20 protein-coding genes are annotated in these 25,388 nt (G+C 36.4%); 6 read left to right on the top strand and 14 right to left on the bottom strand.

The genetic code is table 11. From position 1 onward, the window contains the following. Positions 1-12: 12 nt before the first annotated feature. Genes ACQKN2_RS03465 through ACQKN2_RS03455 form a run of 3 tightly spaced genes read right to left on the bottom strand, consistent with a single transcriptional unit; the run spans position 13 to position 3,368 of the window. Entirely contained in the window at positions 13-996 is a 984-nt protein-coding gene (locus ACQKN2_RS03465; protein ID WP_427413709.1) for an extracellular solute-binding protein, read from the bottom strand. Next, on the bottom strand, positions 959-2,623 hold the full coding sequence (locus tag ACQKN2_RS03460; protein WP_427413708.1) for an ABC transporter permease subunit: 1,665 nt from the start codon (positions 2,621-2,623) through the stop codon (positions 959-961). Before ACQKN2_RS03460 ends, ACQKN2_RS03465 begins: the two co-directional genes overlap by 38 nt. Next, a complete protein-coding gene (locus tag ACQKN2_RS03455; RefSeq protein ID WP_427413707.1) occupies positions 2,616-3,368 on the bottom strand; it encodes an ABC transporter ATP-binding protein in 753 nt (250 codons plus the stop codon). Before ACQKN2_RS03455 ends, ACQKN2_RS03460 begins: the two co-directional genes overlap by 8 nt. Positions 3,369-3,513: 145 nt before the next feature. On the opposite strand from ACQKN2_RS03455, the gene ACQKN2_RS03450 reads away from it, so the two are divergent. Continuing rightward, positions 3,514-4,287, top strand: coding sequence for a DeoR/GlpR family DNA-binding transcription regulator (locus ACQKN2_RS03450; protein WP_427413706.1), 774 nt, complete (start codon positions 3,514-3,516; stop codon positions 4,285-4,287). Positions 4,288-4,832: 545 nt separating this feature from the next. On the opposite strand, the gene ACQKN2_RS03445 is transcribed toward ACQKN2_RS03450, so the two are convergent. Next, entirely contained in the window at positions 4,833-5,603 is a 771-nt protein-coding gene (locus tag ACQKN2_RS03445) for a Cof-type HAD-IIB family hydrolase (RefSeq protein ID WP_427413705.1), read from the bottom strand. Positions 5,604-6,049: 446 nt separating this feature from the next. On the opposite strand from ACQKN2_RS03445, the gene ACQKN2_RS03440 reads away from it, so the two are divergent. Continuing rightward, a complete protein-coding gene (locus tag ACQKN2_RS03440) occupies positions 6,050-6,259 on the top strand; it encodes a DNA-dependent RNA polymerase subunit epsilon (protein ID WP_427413704.1) in 210 nt (69 codons plus the stop codon). A 5-nt stretch (positions 6,260-6,264) separates the two neighbouring features. Continuing rightward, entirely contained in the window at positions 6,265-7,932 is a 1,668-nt protein-coding gene (gene rnjA, locus ACQKN2_RS03435) for a ribonuclease J1 (RefSeq protein WP_427413703.1), read from the top strand. A gap of 361 nt (positions 7,933-8,293) precedes the next feature. Here the strand turns inward: rnjA and ACQKN2_RS03430 are convergent, their stop codons facing one another. Next, entirely contained in the window at positions 8,294-9,127 is an 834-nt protein-coding gene (locus ACQKN2_RS03430) for a TetR/AcrR family transcriptional regulator (RefSeq protein WP_427413702.1), read from the bottom strand. A gap of 99 nt (positions 9,128-9,226) precedes the next feature. Between ACQKN2_RS03430 and ACQKN2_RS03425 the strand changes: the two genes are divergently transcribed. After that, the gene (locus tag ACQKN2_RS03425) at positions 9,227-12,316 is read left to right on the top strand and encodes an efflux RND transporter permease subunit (protein ID WP_427413701.1); all 3,090 of its coding nucleotides are present in this window, start codon (positions 9,227-9,229) and stop codon (positions 12,314-12,316) included. A 374-nt stretch (positions 12,317-12,690) separates the two neighbouring features. Further along, positions 12,691-13,251 carry a GNAT family N-acetyltransferase gene (locus ACQKN2_RS03420; protein ID WP_427413700.1) on the top strand — a complete coding sequence of 187 codons (561 nt, stop codon included), beginning with the start codon at positions 12,691-12,693 and terminating at the stop codon, positions 13,249-13,251. A gap of 41 nt (positions 13,252-13,292) precedes the next feature. Here ACQKN2_RS03420 and ACQKN2_RS03415 read toward each other — a convergent pair whose 3' ends face one another. The 7 genes from ACQKN2_RS03415 to ACQKN2_RS03385 all read right to left on the bottom strand — a co-directional run bounded on the left by ACQKN2_RS03415 (position 13,293) and on the right by ACQKN2_RS03385 (position 22,087). Beyond that, a complete protein-coding gene (locus ACQKN2_RS03415; protein ID WP_427413699.1) occupies positions 13,293-14,288 on the bottom strand; it encodes a S66 family peptidase in 996 nt (331 codons plus the stop codon). Positions 14,289-14,306: 18 nt separating this feature from the next. After that, complete coding sequence (locus tag ACQKN2_RS03410) at positions 14,307-14,804, bottom strand: N-acetyltransferase family protein (protein WP_427413698.1); 498 nt, start codon at positions 14,802-14,804, stop codon at positions 14,307-14,309. 26 nt (positions 14,805-14,830) lie between these two features. Further along, entirely contained in the window at positions 14,831-15,796 is a 966-nt protein-coding gene (locus ACQKN2_RS03405; RefSeq protein ID WP_427413697.1) for a S66 family peptidase, read from the bottom strand. A 44-nt stretch (positions 15,797-15,840) separates the two neighbouring features. Continuing rightward, positions 15,841-16,638 carry an alpha/beta fold hydrolase gene (locus tag ACQKN2_RS03400; RefSeq protein ID WP_427413696.1) on the bottom strand — a complete coding sequence of 266 codons (798 nt, stop codon included), beginning with the start codon at positions 16,636-16,638 and terminating at the stop codon, positions 15,841-15,843. A 291-nt stretch (positions 16,639-16,929) separates the two neighbouring features. After that, positions 16,930-19,452, bottom strand: coding sequence for a bifunctional lysylphosphatidylglycerol flippase/synthetase MprF (gene mprF, locus ACQKN2_RS03395; protein WP_427413695.1), 2,523 nt, complete (start codon positions 19,450-19,452; stop codon positions 16,930-16,932). Between the two features lie 328 nt (positions 19,453-19,780). Beyond that, the gene (locus ACQKN2_RS03390; protein ID WP_427413694.1) at positions 19,781-20,485 is read right to left on the bottom strand and encodes a response regulator; all 705 of its coding nucleotides are present in this window, start codon (positions 20,483-20,485) and stop codon (positions 19,781-19,783) included. After that, positions 20,486-22,087: an ATP-binding protein gene (locus ACQKN2_RS03385; RefSeq protein ID WP_427413693.1), complete on the bottom strand. Its 1,602-nt coding sequence runs from the start codon at positions 22,085-22,087 to the stop codon at positions 20,486-20,488. It abuts the gene before it with no gap. A 415-nt stretch (positions 22,088-22,502) separates the two neighbouring features. On the opposite strand from ACQKN2_RS03385, the gene ACQKN2_RS03380 reads away from it, so the two are divergent. Further along, positions 22,503-23,765, top strand: coding sequence for a dicarboxylate/amino acid:cation symporter (locus tag ACQKN2_RS03380; protein ID WP_427413692.1), 1,263 nt, complete (start codon positions 22,503-22,505; stop codon positions 23,763-23,765). A 122-nt stretch (positions 23,766-23,887) separates the two neighbouring features. On the opposite strand, the gene ACQKN2_RS03375 is transcribed toward ACQKN2_RS03380, so the two are convergent. Together ACQKN2_RS03375 and ACQKN2_RS03370 are read right to left on the bottom strand one after the other, a co-directional pair. Further along, positions 23,888-24,367 carry a hypothetical protein gene (locus ACQKN2_RS03375; RefSeq protein WP_427413691.1) on the bottom strand — a complete coding sequence of 160 codons (480 nt, stop codon included), beginning with the start codon at positions 24,365-24,367 and terminating at the stop codon, positions 23,888-23,890. 5 nt (positions 24,368-24,372) lie between these two features. Next, entirely contained in the window at positions 24,373-25,035 is a 663-nt protein-coding gene (locus tag ACQKN2_RS03370) for a TrkA family potassium uptake protein (protein ID WP_323645594.1), read from the bottom strand. Between the last annotated feature and the right edge of the window lie 353 nt (positions 25,036-25,388).

Here is a 25,388-nt window from a genome sequence, read left to right as displayed (position 1 = left end):
ATTAATATCTCCTTATTTTTGCGCCTCTTTAAAGAAAGCTTGATGTTTTTCTAATAGGTCTACCGTTAATGTTGTGTCCCATTTCTTTAAATATTTAGGTATGTACTCTTCATTTACTTGCTCACCTTCATAAAGAACCACTGGATATTGCTTCAATAAATCGGGGCGGGCCTCCGTCGCTATTACTTTGGCTATTTCACGCGCTAACGCTTCATTCCCCTCTTTATCTACCACAGCCACTGATTCTGTTAATGTAAAGTTACCTTCTTTTGGATCGATGTAATCAATCGGTAGCCCTTCTTTTTTAGCATCAATAGCTTGAATACGGAGACCAAACCCTACAGCCACTTCACCCGTTTTTACTTTTTTAATAGGCCCAGAGCCCGAACTTTCGATATGCGGTCCAGCATTTTTGATTAAATCAGCTAATACTTGTTTACCTTCTTTTTCTCCATACTCATTAATAATGGCCTGCACTAACAACCAACCTGTTGACGAGTCAAGAATATTTGGAAATGACAATAAATCTTTATAGGCAGGTTTTGTTAAATCCTTTATAGATGTTGGAACTGGCAAATCTTTTTGTTTTAATAAATCCGTATTGATAAAAATCGAGCCGATATTCCCTAAAATCGGTAATGCAAATGTAGAACCATCATCTAAAGGCTTTAAATCAGAAGATAAATCTGCAAACATTGACTTAGATTTTTGCGCACTTTCAATAAAATAAGAAGCCGTTGTTACAACATCCGCCTCAATGTCTTTCCCCTCCGCCATTATTTTCCCACCCAGTTCAGAAGTTCCGAATGATTGGATTAAATATTTCCCTTTATATCCCTTGTTATCTAATGTCGCTTCCATGACGTCAATTGCTTCATCATCTGCATTTGAATAAATAATGACCTGATCTTTCGAACCCGCTTCCGCTCCTCCACAAGCAGCCAATACAATCGCTGAACTAACTGTACCTAACATCATTACTGTTGATTTTTTCATCTTTATGCTCCTTTGTTTTTTCTTTAGGTGTTGCTATATAGTCACAACCTAATTTCACAATGAGGTTTGTACATAAAATAAAAATCGATAGAACAAAAATGTCTGTATATTTCGCGAAATGTTGAAGTTCTTTTATACGTGTCGATACAAGCATTGTTTTCGTGCCAACAAGGAAAATCACCCCGCTAACGGTCACCATGGCATTTAAAAAATAATAGCTAAACATTTGATAAATCGTAGGTCTGATATTCGGTAAAATAACGCGAATAACCGTTTTTAACCACGAATCTTTTAATAGCTCTGCTGTTACTTCCCATGTCGGATCCATTTTTTGCAATGAATTTTTCGCCATTAAATATGGTGTTGTAAAGAAGTGAACAACATTACACGCAATAATGATGAGGAAAGTCCCTTTTAAGGAACTCCCGTTAAAGAAAAACAAGTAAGAAAGACCAAGTACCATGCCTGGCACAGTATTCGTAATCATTGAAGCAAAATCTATGCTTTTCTTTCCTTTAAGTGGTGTTCGTACATTTAATAGAGCAGATACAAATGATACGCCTACACCTAAAACAGCTGTCAAAACAGCCACAATTAACGAATTCATATAAACTTGCTTCAAGCCCGGTTCAGCCAGTACATTTTTTACATGCTCAAATGTAAAACTGAAATCATATGGATAACCTTTCGTAAAAGGTACTATAAATATTGTTGAAAACATGATTAACACTGCGCTTACACAAACAAATGAGAATGCAGCAAACATCAAGTCACGTAAACGATGGACAACGAGGTCACTTTTAGAAACTTCCTTATATTGAAAATTAAACCGTTCTAAAATCGTTAACATCACAACTCCAAGTACTGCAGGCACTAACATTAAAATCGAAATCACTGCACCTCTCTCGAAATGTACAATGGAGCCAAGCATTGCTTGATATAGCTCGGTAGCAATAACTTTGTAGTTACCCCCAACTGACGCAGGTATCCCGAAATCTGTAAAGCTTAAAACAAACGATAATATGAATGCCCCGCCAATCGTCCCTAGCATCGGTCGAAATACTGTATGATAAAATCTTCGGTATGGACGATCATGCATCAGCATGGAAACTAGCAGAAAGCGTTTATCAATGTATTGCATAGAATTTTGCATTAATATAAAGGCAACTGGTAATGTATAAAGAACATAACCAATTAACAAACCGTTAAATCCATATATCGTAAACAAGGGCTGACCAAGTATCTTCGTAATAATCCCTTGATTGCCAAAGGTATAAATTAGTACAAAACCATATGTAATGGTTGGTAATAGCATTGGTAATGTAATACCCACTTGGACAAGCTTTTTCGTCAAGCGATGCATCGTTGTAAAATGAACAGCATAAGCCAATAAAAAAGCCAAAATTGTCGTGATCAAAGCTGCCGTTAAAGAGACTTGAAAACTATTTAAAAATGCATCACGAATCTCCACATTTTGCAATGTTTCCACATAGTTTTGAATGGTGATGGCCTTCCCCTTTTTTAAAGATTGCCAAAACATATACAGTAACGGAACAATTAAAAAGAAGACAAAAAAGAAAAGAATCGGAAGAAAAATCAATTTCATCATTTTATTTGTTTTAAGCATAAGATTCTCCAAATAGCTGATAAATGTTATGACGTTTTATATGAAGCTGTCTTAATATAAAATCTTCAACAAATTGGTTTTTTGGTGTATGTAATATTTCTTGCGGCGTTCCAAATTGCGAAACAGTTCCCTCATTAATAATTAACACCTTATCTGATAGAGTGAGCGCCTCCTCTGGATCGTGCGTGACAATGATTGTCGTTAAATTAAATTGGCTAGCGATAGATTGAATACGTTCCTTAATCGATTCCTTTATCACGCCATCAAGCGCACTTAACGGTTCATCCAACAATAAAATTTTAGGCTGCATCACAAGTGTTCTAGCTATAGAGACACGCTGTTTTTGTCCACCTGACAACTCATGAATCTTTTTATGTAAATGTGGGGTCAGTTCTAAAAAGTCTATATATTCCTGGACCTCCATTTTTGACATTCCTTCTTTTTTATTTTTCAAACCATACACGATGTTGTCATATGCACTTAAATGCGGAAACAATGCAAAGTCCTGAAAAACAATATTAAACCCTCGATCTTGCATGGATTGTTTCGATATATCTTGTCCATTGTAAAAAAGCTGTCCATCCGTTTGTTGAGTAAGACCTAAAATAATATTGAGTAAAGTTGTTTTTCCACAGCCACTCGGTCCTAGCAACGAAACTATTTCACCCGGTTGAATGTTTAAATTTATATTCATTAAAACTTTTTTATTTTTATAGTTTTTCGAGATATTCTTTAGTTCTAACAAATCGTTCACCTCTCTTTAGTTCTTACCCTTAGTATAGGGATAATTTGTAAAAGGAATTACAGATTTGTGTAAATATTGAGTAAATCCTGACCAACTGTTGACAAAGTTGTGATTACTTTGATTATTATTTAGTAGAGGTGATGAAATGTATACAATAGAAAGGCAACAGCATATTTTGCAATTTGTGCGAAAACATAAGGTAGTAAAATTAGTAACGCTAACTAAAGAGTTTAACGTTTCAATGGAAACAATCCGTCGTGATATTCAACAGCTTGTGCAAGATAAGAAAATAGAGAAGTTTTATGGTGGTGTTAAATATATTGAACCTACTGAGGGGTTGATGGATAACCGAATTCATGAACAGCTACCAGAAAAAATCGCGATCGCAAAAGCTTGCGCCTCTTTAGTACAAGATGGGGAGTGTATTTTTTTAGATAGTGGCACGACCACATATCAGATGACACCATTTTTATTAGAGAAAGAAAAATTAACCGTCATTACAAACTCCCTTCCTGTAGCCTTTGATTTAATTGGCTCCAATATCGAAGTGATCATTATCGGCGGTAAAGTTCGTCATTCCGAAAAGTCTGTAACGTCTAATGATTTCCTCTTCCGCTTCGATCACCTTAATATTAATAAAGCTTTTATTTGCGCTAGTGGGGTGTCGATTGAAAAGGGAATTTCAGATTTCAATCTAGAAGAGGCGATCACCCGAAAACAAATTATAAACATTTCCCAAACTGTATATGTAGCAGCTGACTCTTCAAAATTTGATAAAGATGTCGCTATTCAAGTTTGTTCAGTAGATGAGGTAAATATGATTATCACAGATAATGGACTCTCTAAAGACACGATCAATCATTTCACGGATAAAGGTGTACAGCTAAAAATAGTAAGAACAAACATAGAAACTGAATAAAGTTTACAGGCGCGTTGATTGGGAAAATATAGGTTTATTATTGGCTGATAAAAGGATTTTTTTGTTGATATTTTGCTAATGTATGACCATTTTAACTGATTGTAGCGTAGGGCTACTCGACTCCCGCGGGAAAGCGAGACAGACGAGACCCTGAGGCCAACATGATGTTGGTCACGAAGGCATTGTCACAGGACGTGACGCATTTAGCCTTCGTTCCTTTAGCGGAGGAAGCGGCTCGACGCTCGCCCGCAGGAAGCCTTACTCCGTGCGAAAGCGAAGCGGCAGCAACAAATGTTTTATCTGTGCGAAAGCGCAGCGTCAGCGACAAATGTTTTATCTGTGCGAAAGCGCAGCGTCAGCGACAAATGTTTTATCTGTGCGAAAGCGCAGCGGCAGCAACAAAGCGAGTAGCCCGTAGCGAAAATCAGAGTCTTCTAATTATTTTGAGTGGATAAAAATGGTTAATCAACACGCTTGTAAAATTTACTAAAAAAAGCAACTAGCTGTAGTTAATACCACCAACTAGTTGCTTCTCTTTAATTTCTTTAGATGATATTTAATTGGCGCATGATTTTAGCAAGACCGTCCTCATCTACATGCTCCGCAATATGGGTAGCAACTGCCTTTACGCTCTCATGTCCGTTCCCCATCGCCACGCCTGTCCCAACAGCCTGTAGCATTTCTATATCATTGATACCATCTCCAAAAGCAATGGCATCATTTAGTGTCAGCCCCATTTTCTCAAGGACCTTTTCAATACCAGCAGCCTTCGAGCCTCCCTTTGGTAAAACATCACAAGAATAGCGATGCCAGCGCACAAACTGCACGTTAGGAAATGCTTCACAATATAAATGTTCATCTTTTTCTTCCATAAAAATAAGTGTTTGATATACAGCGTTCTGCATATAATAAGTTGAGTCTAAATTTGGATACGGGTATTTTAAAGTATTCAAGCTTTCTGCTACCATATCGTTATTTTCAACAGATGCAATCATTTGCTTGTCATCTAAAAATACTACAGGTTCGTTTCGTGCTTCACCAAAGGCAATGATTTTGGCTAACTCGTCTTTCTCAACACCATTTGTATAGACAACCTCACCACGATAAACAACATATTGTCCATTAAATGTCACATACGTATTAATATCTAACTCTTCTAGTAAAGTTTGAATCATAAAAGGTGCACGGCCAGTCGCAATAGCTAGCTCATAGCCATTACGACGAGCTTCAAAAAGTGCTTCTTTCGCAGAAGCAGGTAATATTTTCTCACTATTATAAAGTGTACCATCTACATCAAAAAATAATATTTTCTTCATCTTATAGTCCCCTTCATTATGTATTATTCTGCAAGGTTGATGACTTTACAGAGGAAATAATTCACATTATAATAATCCTAAGGAGTGATGTGCCATGCTGAAGAAACTCAAACGTAAATTGTTGAAGCAACTTCGCGGCATACTCGGAAAAAAATCAATTGCCTAACATTTGCCCTTCATTATTTGAAGGGCTTTTCTTTATTTTAGAGTAACTGCATGATAATATAAAGGAAATGCATTTATTTGGCTATGTGCAACCACTGTCTCATTGCTTAATTCAATTGCACCTTGTTGTAATTACGTCTGGATTGTAGCACTGAGATACAAGAACTTCAAACGCCCAATTTCTTCCTTTCACTAGAAATTTGCTGTTTTTTTCTTGTAGTACGTGCGTGGTATTAGTCAAAGGTGCAATAAAATTGTACGCAATAAAAGGAGAGCAAACTATGATTTACAAAGTTTATTATCAAGAAAAAGCAAATGAAATTCCAGTTCGCGAAAATACTAAAAGTCTATACCTAGAAGCTGCTTCAGACCGCGAAGTACGTGAAAAGTTAAAAGACCGAGACTACAACATCGAGTTCATTCAACTGCTTGAAGGTAACTATTTAGCTTACGAACAAGCAAGTCCGAACTTCATCTTAGAGGAAATTTAACAAACATGAAGTTTGTTAAAAATGACCAAGCAGCTGTTTTCGCGCTCGGCGGACTGGGCGAAATCGGCAAAAACACATACGGCGTTCAATTTCAAGATGAAATCATTTTAATTGATGCCGGCATTAAATTCCCAGAAGACGACTTACTCGGTATTGACTATGTTATTCCAGATTATACGTATTTAGTACGCAACGTCGACAAGATTAAAGGATTATTCATTACCCATGGACACGAAGACCATATTGGTGGTATTCCCTACTTATTACGTCAAGTAAATGTCCCTGTCTACGGCGGTAAACTTGCACTTGGCTTATTACGCAATAAGTTAGATGAGCATGGCTTGCTACGTACAACAAAGCTTATCGAAATTAAAGAAGAGGATGTTATTAAGTTCAGAAAAACATCTGTCAGCTTCTTTAGAACAACACATAGTATTCCAGATGCTTACGGGATTGTTGTAAAAACACCACCCGGTAACATCGTGCATACAGGTGACTTTAAATTTGACTTTACACCTGTAGGCGAGCCAGCCAACTTAACAAAAATGGCTGAAATCGGACGCGACGGAGTACTATGCTTACTTTCAGATAGTACAAATGCAGAAAAGCCGAATTTCACAATGTCAGAGCGTACAGTCGGAAAAAGTATCGACGAAATTTTCCGTAAGGTTGATAGTCGTATCATTTTTGCAACTTTCGCATCCAACATTCACCGTTTACAACAAGCAACAGATGCTGCTATAAAATACGGACGAAAAATTGCTGTCTTCGGACGTTCAATGGATAATGCCATTACAATTGGTCGTGAACTAGGCTATATTAATGCACCAAAGGATACATTTATTGATGCCCAAAGCATTAATCGTCTTCCTGCCAATGAAGTAATGATATTATGTACAGGCTCTCAAGGTGAACCGATGGCGGCCCTTTCTCGTATTGCAAATGGTACACATCGTCAAATCCAAATCCAGCCTGGTGACACAGTTATCTTCTCTTCTTCACCAGTGCCAGGAAATACGGTAAGTGTAAACAAAATTATCAACTTACTTTTCCGTGCAGGTGCAGAAGTTATTCATGGTGCACTCAATAATATCCATACTTCTGGTCACGGTTCTCAAGAAGAACAAAAACTAATGCTACGCTTAATGAAGCCTAAATTCTTTATGCCGATTCACGGTGAATTCCGTATGTTGAAAATGCATACTCATCTAGCAGAAGATTGTGATGTTCTACTTGAAAATACATTCGTTATGGAGAATGGTGACGTGCTAGCACTAAGTGCCAATGAAGCACATGTAGCAGGTCGTATTCCTTCAGGAGACGTTTATATTGATGGAAATGGTATTGGAGATATCGGCAATATCGTCTTACGTGATCGACGCATTCTTTCTGAAGAAGGTTTAGTGATCGTTGTTGTAAGTGTAGATATGGAAAACCAAAAAATGGTTTCCGGCCCAGACATTATTTCACGAGGCTTTGTTTACATGCGTGAGTCAGGTACGATGATTAATGAAGCACAAAAAATGCTAAATCGTCACCTGAACGAGTCAATTCAAAGCAAAACTCCTCAATGGACTGAGTTGAAAAATGAAATTACTGACGTATTAGGACCATATTTATTTGAAAAAACAAAACGTCGACCTATGATTTTACCGATTATTATGGAGGTTTAACCTCATTACAAAAAACTACGCAAAACTGCGTAGTTTTTTATTTTCATTTTTCTGAAACCTCTTTGCTTTTTTTTTCGTATATAGTAATAACAACTATCAATTATGTCTCGGCACAATTGCGTTCGGAATCGGCTTTGCGCAAACACAAAAATACATTCAGTAAAAAACCGTTTCTAAAGAAATGACTGCCATACTTGAATGGTTTCACGTTCATATTGTAGTGCTATTAGCAGCACTGCAATCACTTCTATTCACCTAGACTATTACATACTGCTGCTATCACTTCCATTCTTTGTAGACTTTCTTTCATCTCATTAAAAATAGGATCGTTCACCTTTGAGAGTGAGCAATCCTATCATACCTAAATATTAAAATATTTAGCTATTACATAAGCAACCCATCTATGATCTGGCTGTAAACGTATGTTTTCGATTAAACCTTTTAAAATTGGTTTACTATAGGTTGGATTTTCAACTTGAAATTTTAATAATTCCAGAGACTCTCGTTCTATAGACTCTTCAAAGCCATCTAGATGTTGTTCGATTAATTCTAGTAAAGATTCCTGTGAAACTTCTTCATTACAAGGTTCCGCTATTAATTGAACGAGCTCTTCGGTTATAAACGGGATCGTTGTATACCGTGCAATAATTTCCGTCTTTTCAGCTAGAGATTTAGCCAATAGCTCTAAATCGAGTGGTATATCAGAAAAAATAAAAAGTTCTGAATAACTTTTCATAAATCCTTTAATACAATATATGACATCATATTTTGTCTCGGAGAGTTCATCCTGATATAACTGCTCAAGCATATAGATAATCGATTTAGTAACATCCGCATCATAGGCCATTATTTTCTGAAACAACTCGTTTTTTGCAAGAAGTACTTTCTCATTAAAAAACACACGGGCAGATGCAGCATTTTTTTTAAATGCTTGAAAAATACTTTTGTAAAACTCGACTAAAATGATATCTTTACTAAGTGAACTTCTGACTACTTGGTCAATATCAGTAACAAACTGTTGTAGATAATACTCTACCATGGAAATTAGAAGCTCGTCTTTTGTTTTGAAAGATAAATAAAATGCACCTTTTGAAATTCCACATCGTTCTGTAATTTGCTGTACAGATGTAGATTCAAAGCCTTGTTCTGAGAATAGCTCCAATGCTTTCTCCATAATAAGTTGCTTTTTTAACATACTTTTAATTCTCTCCTAATGTATTTCGTTGACAAATGACTGAATAGTCATTAGTATAAATAATTGAATCAAGTTAGTCAATAAAGGGTAGGTGTGAAGGTGAAAGGTTTAGTTAATTTCGTATTGAAAAACAAATTGGCAGTGTGGTTATTAACAATTATCATCACTGTCTCTGGTATTTATTCAGGTACAAGAATGAAAATGGAATCCATACCTGATATTTCTATACCATATTTAATTGTAATGGGTGTTTATCCGGGCGCAACACCTGAACAGGTTATGAATGAGCTTTCCATGCCATTTGAAAAGTCAATAGAAAGCTTAGAAGATGTAAAGGCTGTTTACTCAAATTCCTCTTCAAACGTAGCACAAGTTCAAGTTGAATACGACTACGGAATTGATATGGATGAGAAAAAACGCCAATTAGAGTCCGCTTTAGAAAGTATAAAATTACCTGAAGGTGCTCAAAAGCCGACAGTTATGGCAATTAGCATGAATATGATGCCTGTTGTCGCTTTATCAGTTAGTAGCTCTAAGGAAGATATTGTTGAATTAACGTCAACAGTCGAAGACATTCTACTTCCTAAAATCGAAAAAATTGATGGTATTGCTTCAGCAACTATCAATGGTCAGCACATTAATGAAATATCATTTAAATATGATCAAGCTAAAATGGCTGCTCTCGGCTTAACAGAGGATTCTGTCAAGCAAATGATTCAAGCAAGTGATATGTCACTATCACTTGGTTTATATGAATTTACTGTTGGCGAACAGGCCGTATCAGTAGACGGTAAAGTACAATCTATCGATCAGTTAAAAGAATTATTGATCCCAGTCACACCTTCAGCTACAAATCCTTCACCATTCGTTCGCTTAGGCGATATTGCAACGATTGAAGTCGAAGGTAAAGTACAATCTGTATCACGTACAAATGGCAAAGATGCGATTGCGATTCAAATCGTTAAAGCTCAAGATGCAAATACGGTAAAAGTCGTAAATGCAGTGAAAGATTTAATGAAAGACGAAGAAAAATCATTAGCCGGCTTAAAAGTGGATATCTCACTTGACCAAGGTAAACCAATTGAAGATTCAGTCTTCACAATGATTGAAAAAGCAGTCTTCGGTGGTGCCATTGCCGTATTAATTATTTTACTATTTTTACGTGATTTCAAATCAACAATTATTTCGATTATTTCTATCCCGGTTTCAGTATTCATGGCATTACTACTATTAAACTGGATGAATATCACATTAAACATTATGACTCTCGGTGCGATAACCGTGGCGATTGGACGTGTCATCGATGACTCCATTGTAGTTGTTGAAAATATTTATCGACGTATCCATTTAAAAGATGAAAAACTAACAGGTCGTGCTCTTATTCGTGAAGCGACAATTGAAATGTTCAAACCAATCCTTTCTTCTACATTAGTAACTGTAGCAGTATTCGCCCCACTAATGTTTGTAGGTGGTATGGTTGGTGAATTATTCATGCCGTTTGCGTTAACAATGTCATTTGCGCTAGGTGCTTCATTAATAGTGGCGATTACAATAGTTCCAGCTTTATCTCACTTCCTATTCCGTAAAAAAATATACGGTGAGAAAAAAGAAAGTCAACATAAAGAAGTGGGTAAACTAGCTCTTTGGTATAAAGGTGTATTAGCGAAAGCATTAAACCATAAAATCATTACGTCAGTTATAGCGATTGTATTGCTTGTTGGTTCTCTTGCTTTAACACCACTTATCGGCTTCAGCTTCATGGGCTCTCAAGAAGAAAAGGTTGTGTACTTAACATATTCTCCTGGTACAGGCGAGCTAATGAAAGATACAGAAGCAAATGTTGCAAAAGTAGAAAAAGAATTAATGAAACGCAAAGACATTGATATTTTACAACTTTCTATCAATGACCCTAAACATGTTGATCCTTCGGCAATGATGATGGGTGGCGGTGCTGGTGGTGCCTTAATGTACCTCATCTTCGATCCAGATATGAAGGACTTCCCTGCAGCACGTCAAGAAGTAGAAGACTATGTAACGAACATCGGTCAATCAGGTGAATGGAAAACTCAAAACTTCACATCAATGTCGGGGTCTTCAAATGAAGTAAGTTACACATTATATAGTGAAGATCTAGATAAGCTACGCAAAGCAGTGAAACAAGTGACGGGCGCATTAAAAGAAGTTGATGGATTAGAAGAAATTAAGTCTGATACTGAAGATCCATTTGTTGAGAATATTTTAAAAGTAGACCAAAAGAATGTTCTACAATACGGTTTAACTACTGCTCAAATTGTAATGGCTTTAAATGAAAATACATCAACAGAAGTATTAACTAAAGTTCAGCATAACGGTGAAGATATTGATGTTATTGTACAACGTGAAGAAAAAGCTGCAGCCAAATCTCTTGATGATGTATTAGCTACTAAAATCCAAACAGCTTTAGGCACAACAATGACAATCGGTGAGTTAGTAAAAGTAGAAGAAGGCACTACATTGAACACATTATCTCGCTCAAAAGGTGAATATTTCGCAAAAGTTTCAGGTACGATTATCGGTGACGATATTTCAAAAGCAACTTCAGCTGCTGATAAGAAAATCGATAAATTAGATTTACCTAAAGGTGTAACGACTGGCGTTGGAGGCGTTGCTGCAGACATGCAAGAAACGTTCACACAGCTCGGAATCGCTATGTTAGCTGCGATCGCGATTGTTTACTTCATCCTAGTAGTAACATTCGGTGAAGGTTTAGCACCATTTGCTATTCTGTTCTCACTACCATTCGCAGTAATTGGTGCATTTGTCGGCTTGTACGTTACAAATCAAACAATTTCTGTTTCTGTTATGATGGGACTATTAATGTTAATAGGTATCGTTGTAACAAACGCCATCGTATTAGTAGACCGCATTATTCATATGGAGCGTGACGGACTTCCTATGCGCGAGGCCATTTTAGACGCTGGCGCGACTCGTTTACGTCCAATCCTAATGACTGCTATCGCAACAATCGGTGCGATGATTCCAATGGCGATCGGTAATGGTGGCAGTGGTCTAATTTCAAAAGACCTAGCGATTACCGTAATTGGTGGTTTACTATCTTCGACATTATTAACATTATTAGTTGTACCAATCGTGTATGAAATGCTATCTAAAATGTTAAAGAAAAACCGAAAAGATACTGAAGAAAATTAATAAATACATGTAAAAATGGGCTCTCCTTTAAAGGGGGCCCTTTTTTCTATATTTTGAAGAAACACTATCGTCTTTTATACAAACTACATTATTTTTAATTTTTATAACTCTTTTGGCATAACGTGGGGTTGATTTCCGTTACGGCTGGGCGCTTTCCTGGGGGCGTCCGATGAGCCGCTTCGCTGCGCTGCAGGGTCTCATCTGTGACGCTGATCCCCGAGGAGTCGCCCAGCCTCCACTCCAATCAACATATCAACATGACATACGTTTTAATAAAATGCCATCCCCTATCTCTAATAAAAAGCTTAACAAGAATTTACATATCTTGTTATAATTAAATCCACTAAAATGCGTTCAAATGGAGGGGGAGTTTTGTGAGCGATAATATTTTTATACAAGCACCACCTGTTTTAAAAACTGCAAGATTAACATTAAGACCGATTTCATTAAATGATGTAGAGGCAATGTTTAATTATACGTCCAGTGAAAACGTAGCACGCTATGTTACATGGGATCCTCATAAGAGTTTAGACGAAACAAAAGTGTTTGTTGAATTAGTTTTAAATGGGTATAAACAAGGTAATCATCTATTATGGGGCATTGAATATGAGCAGAAATTGATCGGCACTATCGACTTTGTTTCTGTTAATGACCAGCATAAATATGCGGAAATTGGCTACGTTCTTTCTGAAGATTATTGGAATCAAGGGATTACGACCGAAGCAGTAAAAAAATTAATAGACTATGGATTTAACGAAGTAAAAATGGTTCGAATACAAGCACGATGTTTTGAGGACAATATCGGTTCCCAAAAAGTAATGGAAAAATCGGGTATGCTTTTCGAAGGGATTTTACGAAAAAGTATGTTTGTTAAAGGTTATCATCGAAATGTGAAAATGTATGCCATTACAGATGGTGACTATGTTAAATCATAATTGGATTAAGCCCTGCAAAAATTCAGCAGGGCTTATTTAGCTTACAACCATTCCTCAATACAATAGACTTTTTTGACCGTTGCATCTAGTCTTACTCGTTTTCCTATTGCAATAGGATGCATCGGATGCGTATGACATATATCAAATTCTGCTATTATCGGGATATCGATGCCATCTAACTGTTCAAGCAGGACTTCATACGGTTTACGTCCTGTCCCCAAGTCATCATAACACTCATGCTTCCCTAAAATAATGCCACTTATTTTTTCAAATACACCATGCAATTTCAACATCGCAAAATTTTTCTCAACGATAGCTGTATTTTTTGCGCAATCTTCAATTAATAAGATATCTCCGTCTTTAATATTTGGAAAATAAGGTGTACCAATAAATCCATACATCGCATTTACATTGCCACCGATTAACCTACCTTCAGCAACTCCTTCTTGAACCGTCACCCACTCATTCTTATATAACTTTTTTTCCACCGTTTTTTCTAGCCAATTGACAGGTTCATCTGACCAATAAGAAGGCATCGGAATTTCGTAAGGTAATGATTGTGACTTAAAGAAGTAGTTCTCGAAGAATTGATATGTATCATTAACTAATGGCTCAAACTCACCAAAAGAAGGAACTAAAGCTGGACCATAGAAAGTTGTAATTCCTGTTTTTGCGTAAAGTGCAAGTAGAATTGCCGTTGCATCAGAATAACCAACAACGATTTTTGGATTGCTTTGAAACGCCTCATAGTCGATATATGGCAGCATACTATTTGAATTTGTACCACCGATTGTCGACATTATGATGTGGACGTTTGGATTTCGAAGTAATTCATTTAATTCTTCGGCACGTTCTTTTGGTGTGCCAGAGCGATAAATATCAGATTTACCAGTTAGACTTCCTTCAATTAAGTTTATATTTCTTTGTCCAAGAAAAGCTTTTCCACGCTTATATCGAGAAAGTGCACTGACGGATGATGGCGATGATGGCGAAAAAATACCAATATTGATACTGCTTCTGATGCTTATAGGATTCATACAGAAACTCCTTTTGTGTTAGAATAATTTTGACATGTAATATTCATCCATATATTCCCCATCAACATATAAGGAATGCCTTTTAGTCCCCTCAATTTCAAACCCCATTTTTTTATATAAAGCTATGCCTGCCGTGTTATTCGCCATTACTGTTAGTTCCAAGCGATGCATACCCTTTTCTTTTGCCCAATCGTCGAGGTGACTAAACAATGCAGTACCAATTTTCCGTCCTCTATATTCACTATGGATACCTACGACTATATAGGCTCGATGTGAAACACTAGATGGCATATGATTACCTTGAACGATTAAATAACCAACTACCGTCTTTTCAATTTCAGCTATAAATAAAGCTGAATGGTTGTTATTGTTCAGATTATCGATAAATTTAGTAAACTGTTCAGTCTCTAATTTTCGTTCGCCTGGCCTGAATAACATAAAATTAGACTCTTCCGCATTTTTTATGACAGCTATTACCTGTTCAGCATCTTTACCTATTGCCTCTCTTACTAACATCTTTATCGAACTCCCTTCTTTATCAATTAGAATTTAGTGACATGTATCGTCAAATCTTTCGTATTCATTTGAATTTCACCACCGATAGGAAACGTAAAGATTGGCTGTGTATGTCCGAAATCTACATCATAAATAACTGGTATTCTTCTTAAATTTGGATGCTTATCTAAAATAAAATGCAGTTGCTCCTCTGTCATATTAGAAGCTCTTTGAAAACGCCCGATCGCTATACCTTTAATATTGCTAGTAGCTTGTAATAATGAGGTGAAATCGCGGGCAAATATTTCTGGATTAACTATTTTATCATCCTCTAAAAATAAAATACTATTCGATAGATCAGGCATATACGCTGTCCCTTGAAGTAGATTTAACGTACATAAATTCCCACCAAATAATTGTCCACTTGCTTCTCCGTCAGAATACACCTTCCAGCTGGCTACTTCAAAATGACGATTATGTTGATCTAAATACCATGCATCATCACTCCAAACGCTGGATGCTTTAATCGTATATGGTTTATTTTCTATTAAACATTTTTGGAAATAGGATAGCTGATAGTCTTGCGTTTCTTCCATTTGAAAGCTAGAAAAATGGGGACCCGAATACGTAACAAATCCGCATTTTTTTGTAATAGCGGTTGCTAAAGCTGTGATATCACTGAAACCACAAAGGATTTTCGGATTATTTGCTATCAATTCATAATTTAGATAGGGTAAAATTTCATTACAATTGAAACCACCAATAACTGTTAATACAGCCTTTACATTGGTATCATTAAAGGCATCATGAATGTCTGCAACTCGATGCTCAATTGATGAAGAATGTTGTAGATCACATTCAAAAATATGTCGACCAAAAGATACACGAAAGCCTAGCTCTTCAAGCTTTTTCTTTGTTTGTTCAGCGCCTTCTGCTGTGATGATTGCCGCACTACGACTAGGTGCGATAACACGTATCTCATCACCTACTGTTAATTTATTCGGAATACGCAAACTGCTCCCTCCTCTAATAAGTTTTAAATTTTAAATTTTTATTATTAATCTCTAAATGAATGGAAGATTGCCTTTCTAATCCGTTCAGCTACCTCACCAGGATTGGTAAGAGGCAAAAAATGATAGCTATTAGGAATAATCTCGACTTGTGCATTTGGTTGTCTTTCTTGAAATCTATTTAACTTCTTGTGTAACAAACTATCTGGATGGTCATCAGCCAACAGTAATAACGCCGTCAATGGAATTTCATTTTCTATACAGTAATTATTTTTTACAATCGCTTTTGACAAATCATTTAAAGCTTTTACATTGCTGTGATGGTAAAAAATATTATTTTTTTCTACGAAATTACGAAGGAAGTAATTGTACAAATATTCTTTATTTTCAGTTGGTAGGTTCACCATGTTGCTTACCTCTTCATTAATAGCCTCCTGTAAATCTTCTAATCGATCAATGATAGGTAATTGTATTTCTGAATTATCATCAGGTTGATATTCACCTATAAAATAATACCCACCGTCTAACAATATTAATGATTTAACCGAATCTGGATAGTTTGTATAAAAATTTTGAATGATCCATGCACCTATTGAATTCCCAAGAAAATGAGCTTTAGTAATTTTTAAATACTCCATAATTTCCTTTATCGCTTTGTTATACGACTGAAATGAAAAATCACTGTCTAGTTGACCATTATGCCCCGGTAAATCGATTGCTACAATATGGGCTTCTGGAAGGGTGCTAGCTAATGCTGCGTACATTTCTTTACGTTCACCAAGCGCAGGTATCGCAATGATTACCTCTTTATTTTGAAATGCATTGTATTGAATATAATTTTTCATAATCCTATCCCTCCCCCCTTGTCATCATACTGCTCACCCCTCAAAGGCTATTTAAATTTCAGGTAATTATTTCCTTTATTATCACAAAGCATTTATGGAAAATCAATGGCCCATCAACAAAAGTGTGGATGACATTTGTTAAAACGTATGCCCTGTATATAGGCTGAGTTGCGTATTCAATTGCAGTCATAATAAAAAAAGTCTTAATTCTATACCTAACTAGAATTAAGACCGTAAAATTTATTATTTTGATTCCCATTCTTCTCTAAATAAGCAGCGAGATTTCAGCTCCTACTTTCTCTTTTTACCAATTAATAGCGTGACTTGCACCATTGTAAATGGCAATGAAGATTTCTTTCGATAGCCTATATACTTTGGCTCCCAAAAATCTGCATATTTTAATTTAAAGTTTTTTAGTCCTTTAAAATGATAGAAGTGCTGTCCATGTAAAAATATTTGTGCAGCAATTTTTTCACTCAAAAAGGAGTACCTAGAACGCCCGACATTGGACAATGGCGACATCCCCATATTAAAAACATGATAGCCTTCTTCTTTTGCCCATTCAAAGAGCGATAGGAATATGAAATCCATCGTTCCTGATGGTGCTCCCGGCTTAAAACGCATGAGATCTACCGAGACCCTTTCGCCATTATCGTACATAGGCATGAGACTGGCAAAGCCAATAACCCCTTCTGTACCACGTAAAACGGCGATGTTTGAAGTGTTTAAATAGTGTTCATCAAAAAAGCCAAGAGAAAAGCCTTTTTCTGGCCTTCCCTGTAACCATTTCGTTGATACTTCTTTCAATTCATTCATTAATTCCTGGGAGTAAGGAGGGCTTACTATGTCAACAGTAAAATTTTCTCGTTCAAATTTATTTTTTACCGCTCGACGTCCCTTCATCCCCTTGCCTGTAAGTGTAAACTTATCTAAGTCTACAAAAGCTTCCTCGCCCAATTTAAAAAAACTATACCCATGCTCATGTAAGGAAGGGAAAATTTTATTGTTAATTTCATAAAAGACTGGTGTATAGCCATGCCTGTCCGCCAATTCCAAAAACTCTAGAATCGCAGATGAAAAATCAGCTTCATGTCCCACTGGATCTCCCAGTACAACGATCTTATCAGCATATATTTGATAAGAAAATAAAACTGTCCCTTCCTTATTCCAATGTACAAATTTGTCATGTAAAAAAATTAAATGTGAATACTCTGTCCCTTTATAAGTCATCAAATGCTGTTTGATATGCTCTTCTTGCTCACTAGACAAAAGCTTTTCCATTTTCTTAGGTGCACGTATTAAATTACCTATACAAAAAATGACAATTGCTATTAGGATACCCATTACTGCACTATAAAATAGATCTTGGTAATCTGTAAGAATGTATTCTTGCAGAGTGGCTGGAATATGAATTTTGGAAGTAGGTAAGTTCACATAGCCAATCAAAACATACATCGCTGTAATGATTGTCACTGCAGCAAGATCAACCAAAGCGATCCCCCATGTTAAAACGTAACTTTCACGATAAAATTGCTTTTTGGAGGCAATTAACAACACTGCAACAATCACTAAAAAAATCGCTTCTTCATAGTCGAAGCCTTTAAAAATCGAAAATAATGCGGAACTACTTAGCACAATAAGGCTAAGCTGATACGCCCTCTTTACTTTATATTTAATCCCCCTACATAGCCCTAAGAGAATAAAGCCAGCTGCAACAGTCAGTTGATGAGAGACATGCATGATTGGCGAAGATAAAAATTCCTGCGCTATTTTTAGTCGACTTAACACTCCCGGCACCGAAGCTGATAGCAATAATACAATGCCAGAAAGAAATACCAATATCGTTAATAACGTGTGACTAAACTTCTGAGAAATAACATTTGGCAAGTCATCCCACGATTGATTCCAACGATTCCAATATTCTTTGACAAATAAAAGAGCAGACACTAAAAACGGAAGCACAAAGTAGCCAATCCGGTACAAAATTAATAGAAAAAGTACTTTCTCATCAGCGATTCCTACACTTTGAGTCCCCCATAAAAAAACAAGGTCAAATGAGCCAACTCCACCAGGTATCATGCTGACAATTCCCGCACAGGAAGCAATTAAAAATATAGGAATTAAATTAGATAATTCTATTGGTATCTTCAAAATAAAAGTTAAAATCCAGATCACTAAAAAGACCGCAAGCCATTCAATGACTGATGTTACCATCAATTGAAGCGAGCTTTTTGGAGTTATAGAACTCGCTTTTTTATAGCGAATGACGTGCATAGCAATAAAAATTGGAACATATAAGCTAACAAGAATAACCGCTATCTTTAACCATCGCACCTCTTTCAGCAATGGGAAGTCCCAAAAGAATATATACATCATCCAAGCTAACAGTGAAATCCCTGTTAAATAAAAGAGTGTGACGGAGGCGATGCTTTTTAACAAGTCTTCCTTATCCTCTTTATATTTCGAGTAGAAATAATTACGCAAAAACACACCAACTAAACCGCCAAAGCCAATAAGATTGGAGAAGGTATTGACAATAAACGAATGATTCAGCAAAGTACGTTTGTTTATTTTGATTCCTACTATTTTCACTAAAATAACATCATAAAAAATCATCGGTGTAATGGCACAGAAGGTGATGAAAAGAATAAATAAGAGCTCCCATATCTGCAGTTCATTCACTTCTTTCTTAAGTAAATGAACATCTATCCCACTTATCGATTGTAGAATTTCATAAATAGCTATCGCTAAAAGTACTATTGGAAATAGAACTTTCAAAAACTTCAATAGCGCCTCTTTTCGAACGTTGAACATGTGCTAAACCTACTCCCCATAAGCTTTCTTGAAACGTCTAAGTTCATTGACAGTAGATTCTTTCTTTTAAAGAAATCTTCTGAAAACTAACACACCATTATTGTAGCGTATTCTCTGCTATATGTATCGTCAAAGCAAATTTGACTCTTGCGATAAAGCTTACTATTTGCTGCATAATGTATTCCTCCATCAACAAATGTCTATAACCCTTCTTCTTTCAAAAATCTAATTCGTATATTAGTGAGATACTAAATGATATCCCATAAAAAGGTTTGCCCTTTAAAAGATGTATTAAACCACTTTATAAAATAACCGAATCTGAATCTGATTAAATAAAATATCGATGGATAGGACGTCCCACACTTCCATATTGTATATCCACTTTTAATAAATTTTGTTTTTCTAAAAAGTCCAAGTAACGTCGAGCCGTTACTCGCGCTGTTCCAATGTATGTAGACACTTCCTCCGCTGAGACCGCTTCGTTACTTTCTTGAATATAGGCAAGCACTTTGCCTAATGTTGCCCGGTTAAAACCCTTTGGTAGCTCTTCTATTACAATTGTCTCAGTGATCGGGGGAACAGCTACTTGCTCCGGGATACGTTGCTGCATTAGATGATCTACATCATGCTGTGTTAGATCTTGCATACCGCTTATTTTCTTTTTATATGTTTGATAATTCTTTAAAGTTTGCTCAATTCGTTCAAACGTAAAAGGTTTCATAATATAATCATAGACACCTAGGTGTAAAATTCGCTGCACAGTAGGCCTATCATTCGCAGCAGTTACAGCAATAACATCAACCGGAAGATGTTCTTCACGAATTTTCCCTAGCGTAATGATGCCATCCTGCTCAGGCATAAAAATATCCATAAAGACAAGCTCAGGGTTTAATTGTTTAATCCTCTCAATCCCTTCTATTCCATTACTAGCATAGCCTATTAGCGAAAATCCTTTGATTTGCTCAATAAATTGCCTGTTCACTTCTCGTACCATCGGATCATCCTCAATTAACAACACATTTATTACATCCATCTACTCTTCTCCTAACTCCAATAAGATTAAGAAACTTGTCCCCTTCATACATTCACTCACTACCTCAATATCGCCGTTACCTTTTCTGACAATTTCATGTATTAAATGCAAGCCAATACCGCGATTCTCATTTGCCTTTGTAGAAAATCCATTTTCAAACATACGAGCTTGCACCTCTTCAGACATCCCAATTCCATTATCAGAAACTGCAATTGCTAGCACACCGTCATGCTCATCTACAGAAATCGCTACATATTTATCATCCTTTGAAAGTACATTTAGCGCTTCAAAGGCATTTTCAATTAAATTTCCTAACAAGACAACGAAATCGTGGTGATCTAACAATGGTGGAAAGCGTTTAAAATGACTTTTTCGATCGATTTCTACTTGTATGCCTAATTCCTTGCCATAACTAACTTTACTTAGCAATAATCCTGAAATATTTTCATTATGAAAGCGTTCATTTAAAAACTTCGTTAAAGAAGCTTCATGTTCGGTAGTAGCTGTAACGTATTCAAGTGCTTGCTTTGTATGCCCCAATTGTAGAAGTCCTGCAATCGTATGAAGTTTATTTTTATGCTCATGTGTTTGTACACGCAGCGCTTGCACAAAAGCTTTAACACCTGTTACCTCTTCCGCAAGCTTTTTCACCGCGGTTAAATCTTTAAACATGGCAACTGCTCCGACCAACTCACCGTTAACAATAATCGGGACACGATTACTCAAAATACTATGATGATTGATGTAAAGCTCTTGATTGTATACAGGATTTGCTGTTTCAACAATTTCTGGCAATCGTGTGTCAGGCAAAACATCATAAATATTTTCCCCGATACAATCCTCTATCTTTCTAGTAACGCCTAATATATCAGCTGCTTTTTCATTAAAAATTGTAATATTCATTTCTTTATCGACCGCTATAATGCCTTCATGCATAGCATTGAACGTTTCAGTTCGTTCTACATACATCTTCGCAATCTCATGAGGTTCAAGCCCAAACATTTGCTTTTTAATATGTCGGCCAAGTGTATATGCCCCCCAAATACTAAAAACAAGCGATATCAGAATAGTAATAAAAATTTCATGCTCATAATTTTGCAGCATTTCTATAAAAGTTGGCAGTGAATACCCTACAACGACAATGCCTACTTGTTCTTTTTTTTCATCAATGATAGGGACAAACGCTCGAATCATTACACCGGCTTCCCCTTGCGCCTTCGATACATAATAATGCTCACTAAAGGCAGCATTTAAATCCTGTGATTCACTACGCTTTCCTATTTCTTTACTAACTGGGTGAGATAGTTTAATACGATCCTTATTCATCACAACAATATACTCTGCTTTATTAACAACACGAATTCCATCTACAATTTTATTGACATTTTTCGCCGCTTCTTTCATATTGTCATCTTTCAAATGGATACTGATTTCTGGCACATTTGATACAGTCCGCGCAACGAGCATAGCACGCTGACCAAACTCCTTTTCTTGCTCCGTTAAAAGGTTACCAAGTACAAAAATGCCACCAAGTAAAAAGGAGAATGCAATGATTAAAAATGTCACTAACAGTATTTTGCCGTTTACAGGCATTTTCATCATTTGAAATCCTCCCCCTTCCAAATCTGCATTTACACTATAAAAGCCCTTAATCAAACTCGGTTCTACAAATGATATGCTTTTAAGATTATCTTCAAAAAAATCTTTTGACAACACTTTTAGTTGACATAAGTAGGAGAAAGTCATGAACTTAATGAACAATATTACGAAAAATTGGTATAAAACAAAATTTTCTATCACTAATTATTATTGTATTATAACAAAAGCGAATTCATCACACAGTATCATAACAGCTTGAGCTACTGAAAACACTATGTTTCATTAAAAATATGGATGAATGTACTTAATGAACGATATGTTTCTTATTTTCTAAATCTCTTTTTTTCAAAAGGATTCGCTATGATAATTCTAGTGAAAACGATATCAAAAAGAAAATTCAGAAAAGAGGTAGCATAAAATGAAATTACTGAAAAATTTGACTGTTCAGGTTATAGCTGCGATCATTTTGGGGGTTATTGTTGGAGCCATCTTCCCCGAGTTTGGTGCAAGCCTTAAAATCCTGGCAGACTTATTCATTAAATTAATTAAAATGTTAATCGCCCCTATTATCTTCTTAACAGTTGTCATCGGAATCGGTAGTATGGGAGATATGAAAAAGGTTGGAAAAATCGGAGGAAAGGCGTTACTGTATTTCGAAATTGTCTCTACCTTTGCCTTAGCAATCGGGATTGCTGTTGCAATGATCGTTAGTCCTGGTACTGGGTTAGATACATCAGGTGCTTCCGAAGCTGATATCTCTAAATTTACAACAGCAGCAGCAGAAAGTGAGCAAGGTTTAGGCGCTTTCATCTCTAGTATCATTCCTGAAAACGTTGTCGGTGCACTTGCAGCTGGGCAATTACTTCCTGTGTTATTCTCTGCAATATTGTTCGGTTTAGCTGCTGCTTCTATTGGCGCACCTGCAAAACCGGTCATTACATTTTTTGAACAAGTGGCAGAAATTTTCTTCAAAATCGTAAGTATGGTGATGAAAATTTCTCCAATAGGTGCATTTGGTGCAATGGCCTATACGATTGGTAATTTTGGTTTGAAATCTTTAAGCAACTTAGGTCTATTAATGGCTGCCGTATATATTACTATGTTCTTATTCGTAGTCTTTGTTTTAGGCACGATTGCAAAATTCTTCGGCTTCAATATTTTTAAATTTATCGCTTATATTAAAGAGGAAATTTTCTTAGTAATTGGTACTTCATCATCTGAATCTGCTTTGCCATCTATGATGCGTAAATTAGAGAACTTTGGTTGCTCTAAGCAAGTTGTCGGATTAGTAGTACCAACGGGTTATTCCTTCAATCTTGATGGAACTTCCATCTACCTTTCAATGGCTGCATTATTTATTGCACAAGCATACGGAATGGACTTAACGTGGATTCAAATCATTACACTACTGGGAATTTTAATGATTACATCTAAAGGAGCTGCCGGTGTAACAGGTTCTGGCTTTATCACATTAGCAGCGACACTTGCTGCTTTCCCAATGATTCCAGTCGAAGGGATCGCGCTACTAATTGGCGTTGACCGCTTCATGTCTGAGGCACGTGCCGTAACAAATTTAATTGGTAACGGTGTAGCTTGTGTAGTCGTATCGAAATCTGAAAAAGAATTTGATGTAGAGATGCAAGAACGTGCACTGCAGGGGAAAACTACTATTGTGTCTTAGAAATAAATACGCTAAAGCGCCCGTTTACATCCGATAGGCGCTTTAATCCAAAAGTTAAAAATCTAGATTCTTGAACAAAAAAGGGTAGTGATGACCGCGTGTTGCTGTCTCACTACCCTTTTTTATTTAACATATTGTTCAAGCAAGCGTTGCGTACTTGTTGATTGCTCAAGTGCTTTTTTCTCTTTTGCCCAATAGATCAAATATTGCTGATCTCCAACTTTAAAGACCATCTGCTGTAATTCCTCATTTAGCTCAGAGCTAATAGCAACCTTTAAAATATCCACCTCATATAAAGGCTCTCCTTTTAGTTCGTAGACAATATGATAAAGTGGTTTTTCTTCAAATATAGATCGTTCTTTTTTGCTTAATTTCTTAACATGGCTTAGAGGATAGTTTTCAATATAGGCTGTTGCATCTTGACCTGTTGCTTTAAATACAGATTGCTCCCCTTTAAATAGCTCGATTGCATCAATTTCTGCTGCATGATCTAAAATGTGAGAAATAGCCTCTTCCTCATTTTTTTCGCGAAACTGCAATGTAAAAGCGCCAATCAGAAAAATTGCAGCAAATATAACTAGTTTCCATCTTCGTTTATTCATTTTCATTACCCATTCAATGCCTTTTTAACAAAGCGGTTAATATCTACATCCGCCCCAATGACAAGCATAATATCTCCTAGCAAAATTTTATCACTTGCCTGCGGAGATACGATGATATCCGAACCACGTTTAAGGCCTACAATATTAAGCCCGTACTTCGCACGAATATCTAAATCCATAATGGAGTAACCTGCAATCGCATCATTGGCCTTAAGCTCCATAATGGAATGTTCATCTGAAAGCTCTAAATAATCAAGCACTGTATTAGACAGCATATTATTGGCAATACGTATCCCCATATCACGCTCAGGATGCACGACAAAATCTGCACCAATTTTACGCAGAACTTTTTCATGGTAATCATTTTGTGCCTTTACAGTAATCTGCTGAACACCGATTTCTTTTAAAATAATAGTCGTCAAAATACTAGCTTGAATATCTTCACCAATTGCTACGATCACATGCTCAAAATTACGAATACCTAATGAATTTAATACCGATTCATCCGTCGAATCTGCAATTACAGCCTGTGTGGCAATGGAAGCGAATTCGTCCACCCGCTCTGAGGAATGATCGATCGCCATAACTTGTGCCCCTTGACTCATTAGTTCGCGGACAATACTTCCTCCAAAACGTCCAAGTCCAATGACAGCAAACTCTTTTTTCATCATTATATATCCCTCCGAAAACTACTATACCCTTATTGTAACGCATTCTCTACTATATGTATCGTCAAAACAAGAGACTATTCGTCAATAAAAGACATCTCTTAGAAATCTTTGAAGGAATACCTGGTTTTAGTTAAGAGCACTCGGTTCTCCTCTTTGCTCAGGGGTACTCCTTTGGACGCTCGGTTACGTTATCAAGTTGCCCCTTTTTCCGATCAGGTTATGATTTTAAGTAATCCTTTCTTGTATGCCATGTTGTCCAAGGAATCTTTTGTATTTTCGGTATTATTACCCACTCTCTGTTAGCTTATCTAATAACTGCAAAACAAAGTACCTCCAATTGTTTTGAGCAA

The organism is Lysinibacillus sp. NPDC093688 (assembly GCF_050280145.1).
GTDB classification, from domain to species: domain Bacteria; phylum Bacillota; class Bacilli; order Bacillales_A; family Planococcaceae; genus Lysinibacillus; species Lysinibacillus xylanilyticus_B.
This window is presented reverse-complemented; position numbering and strand designations above follow the sequence as displayed.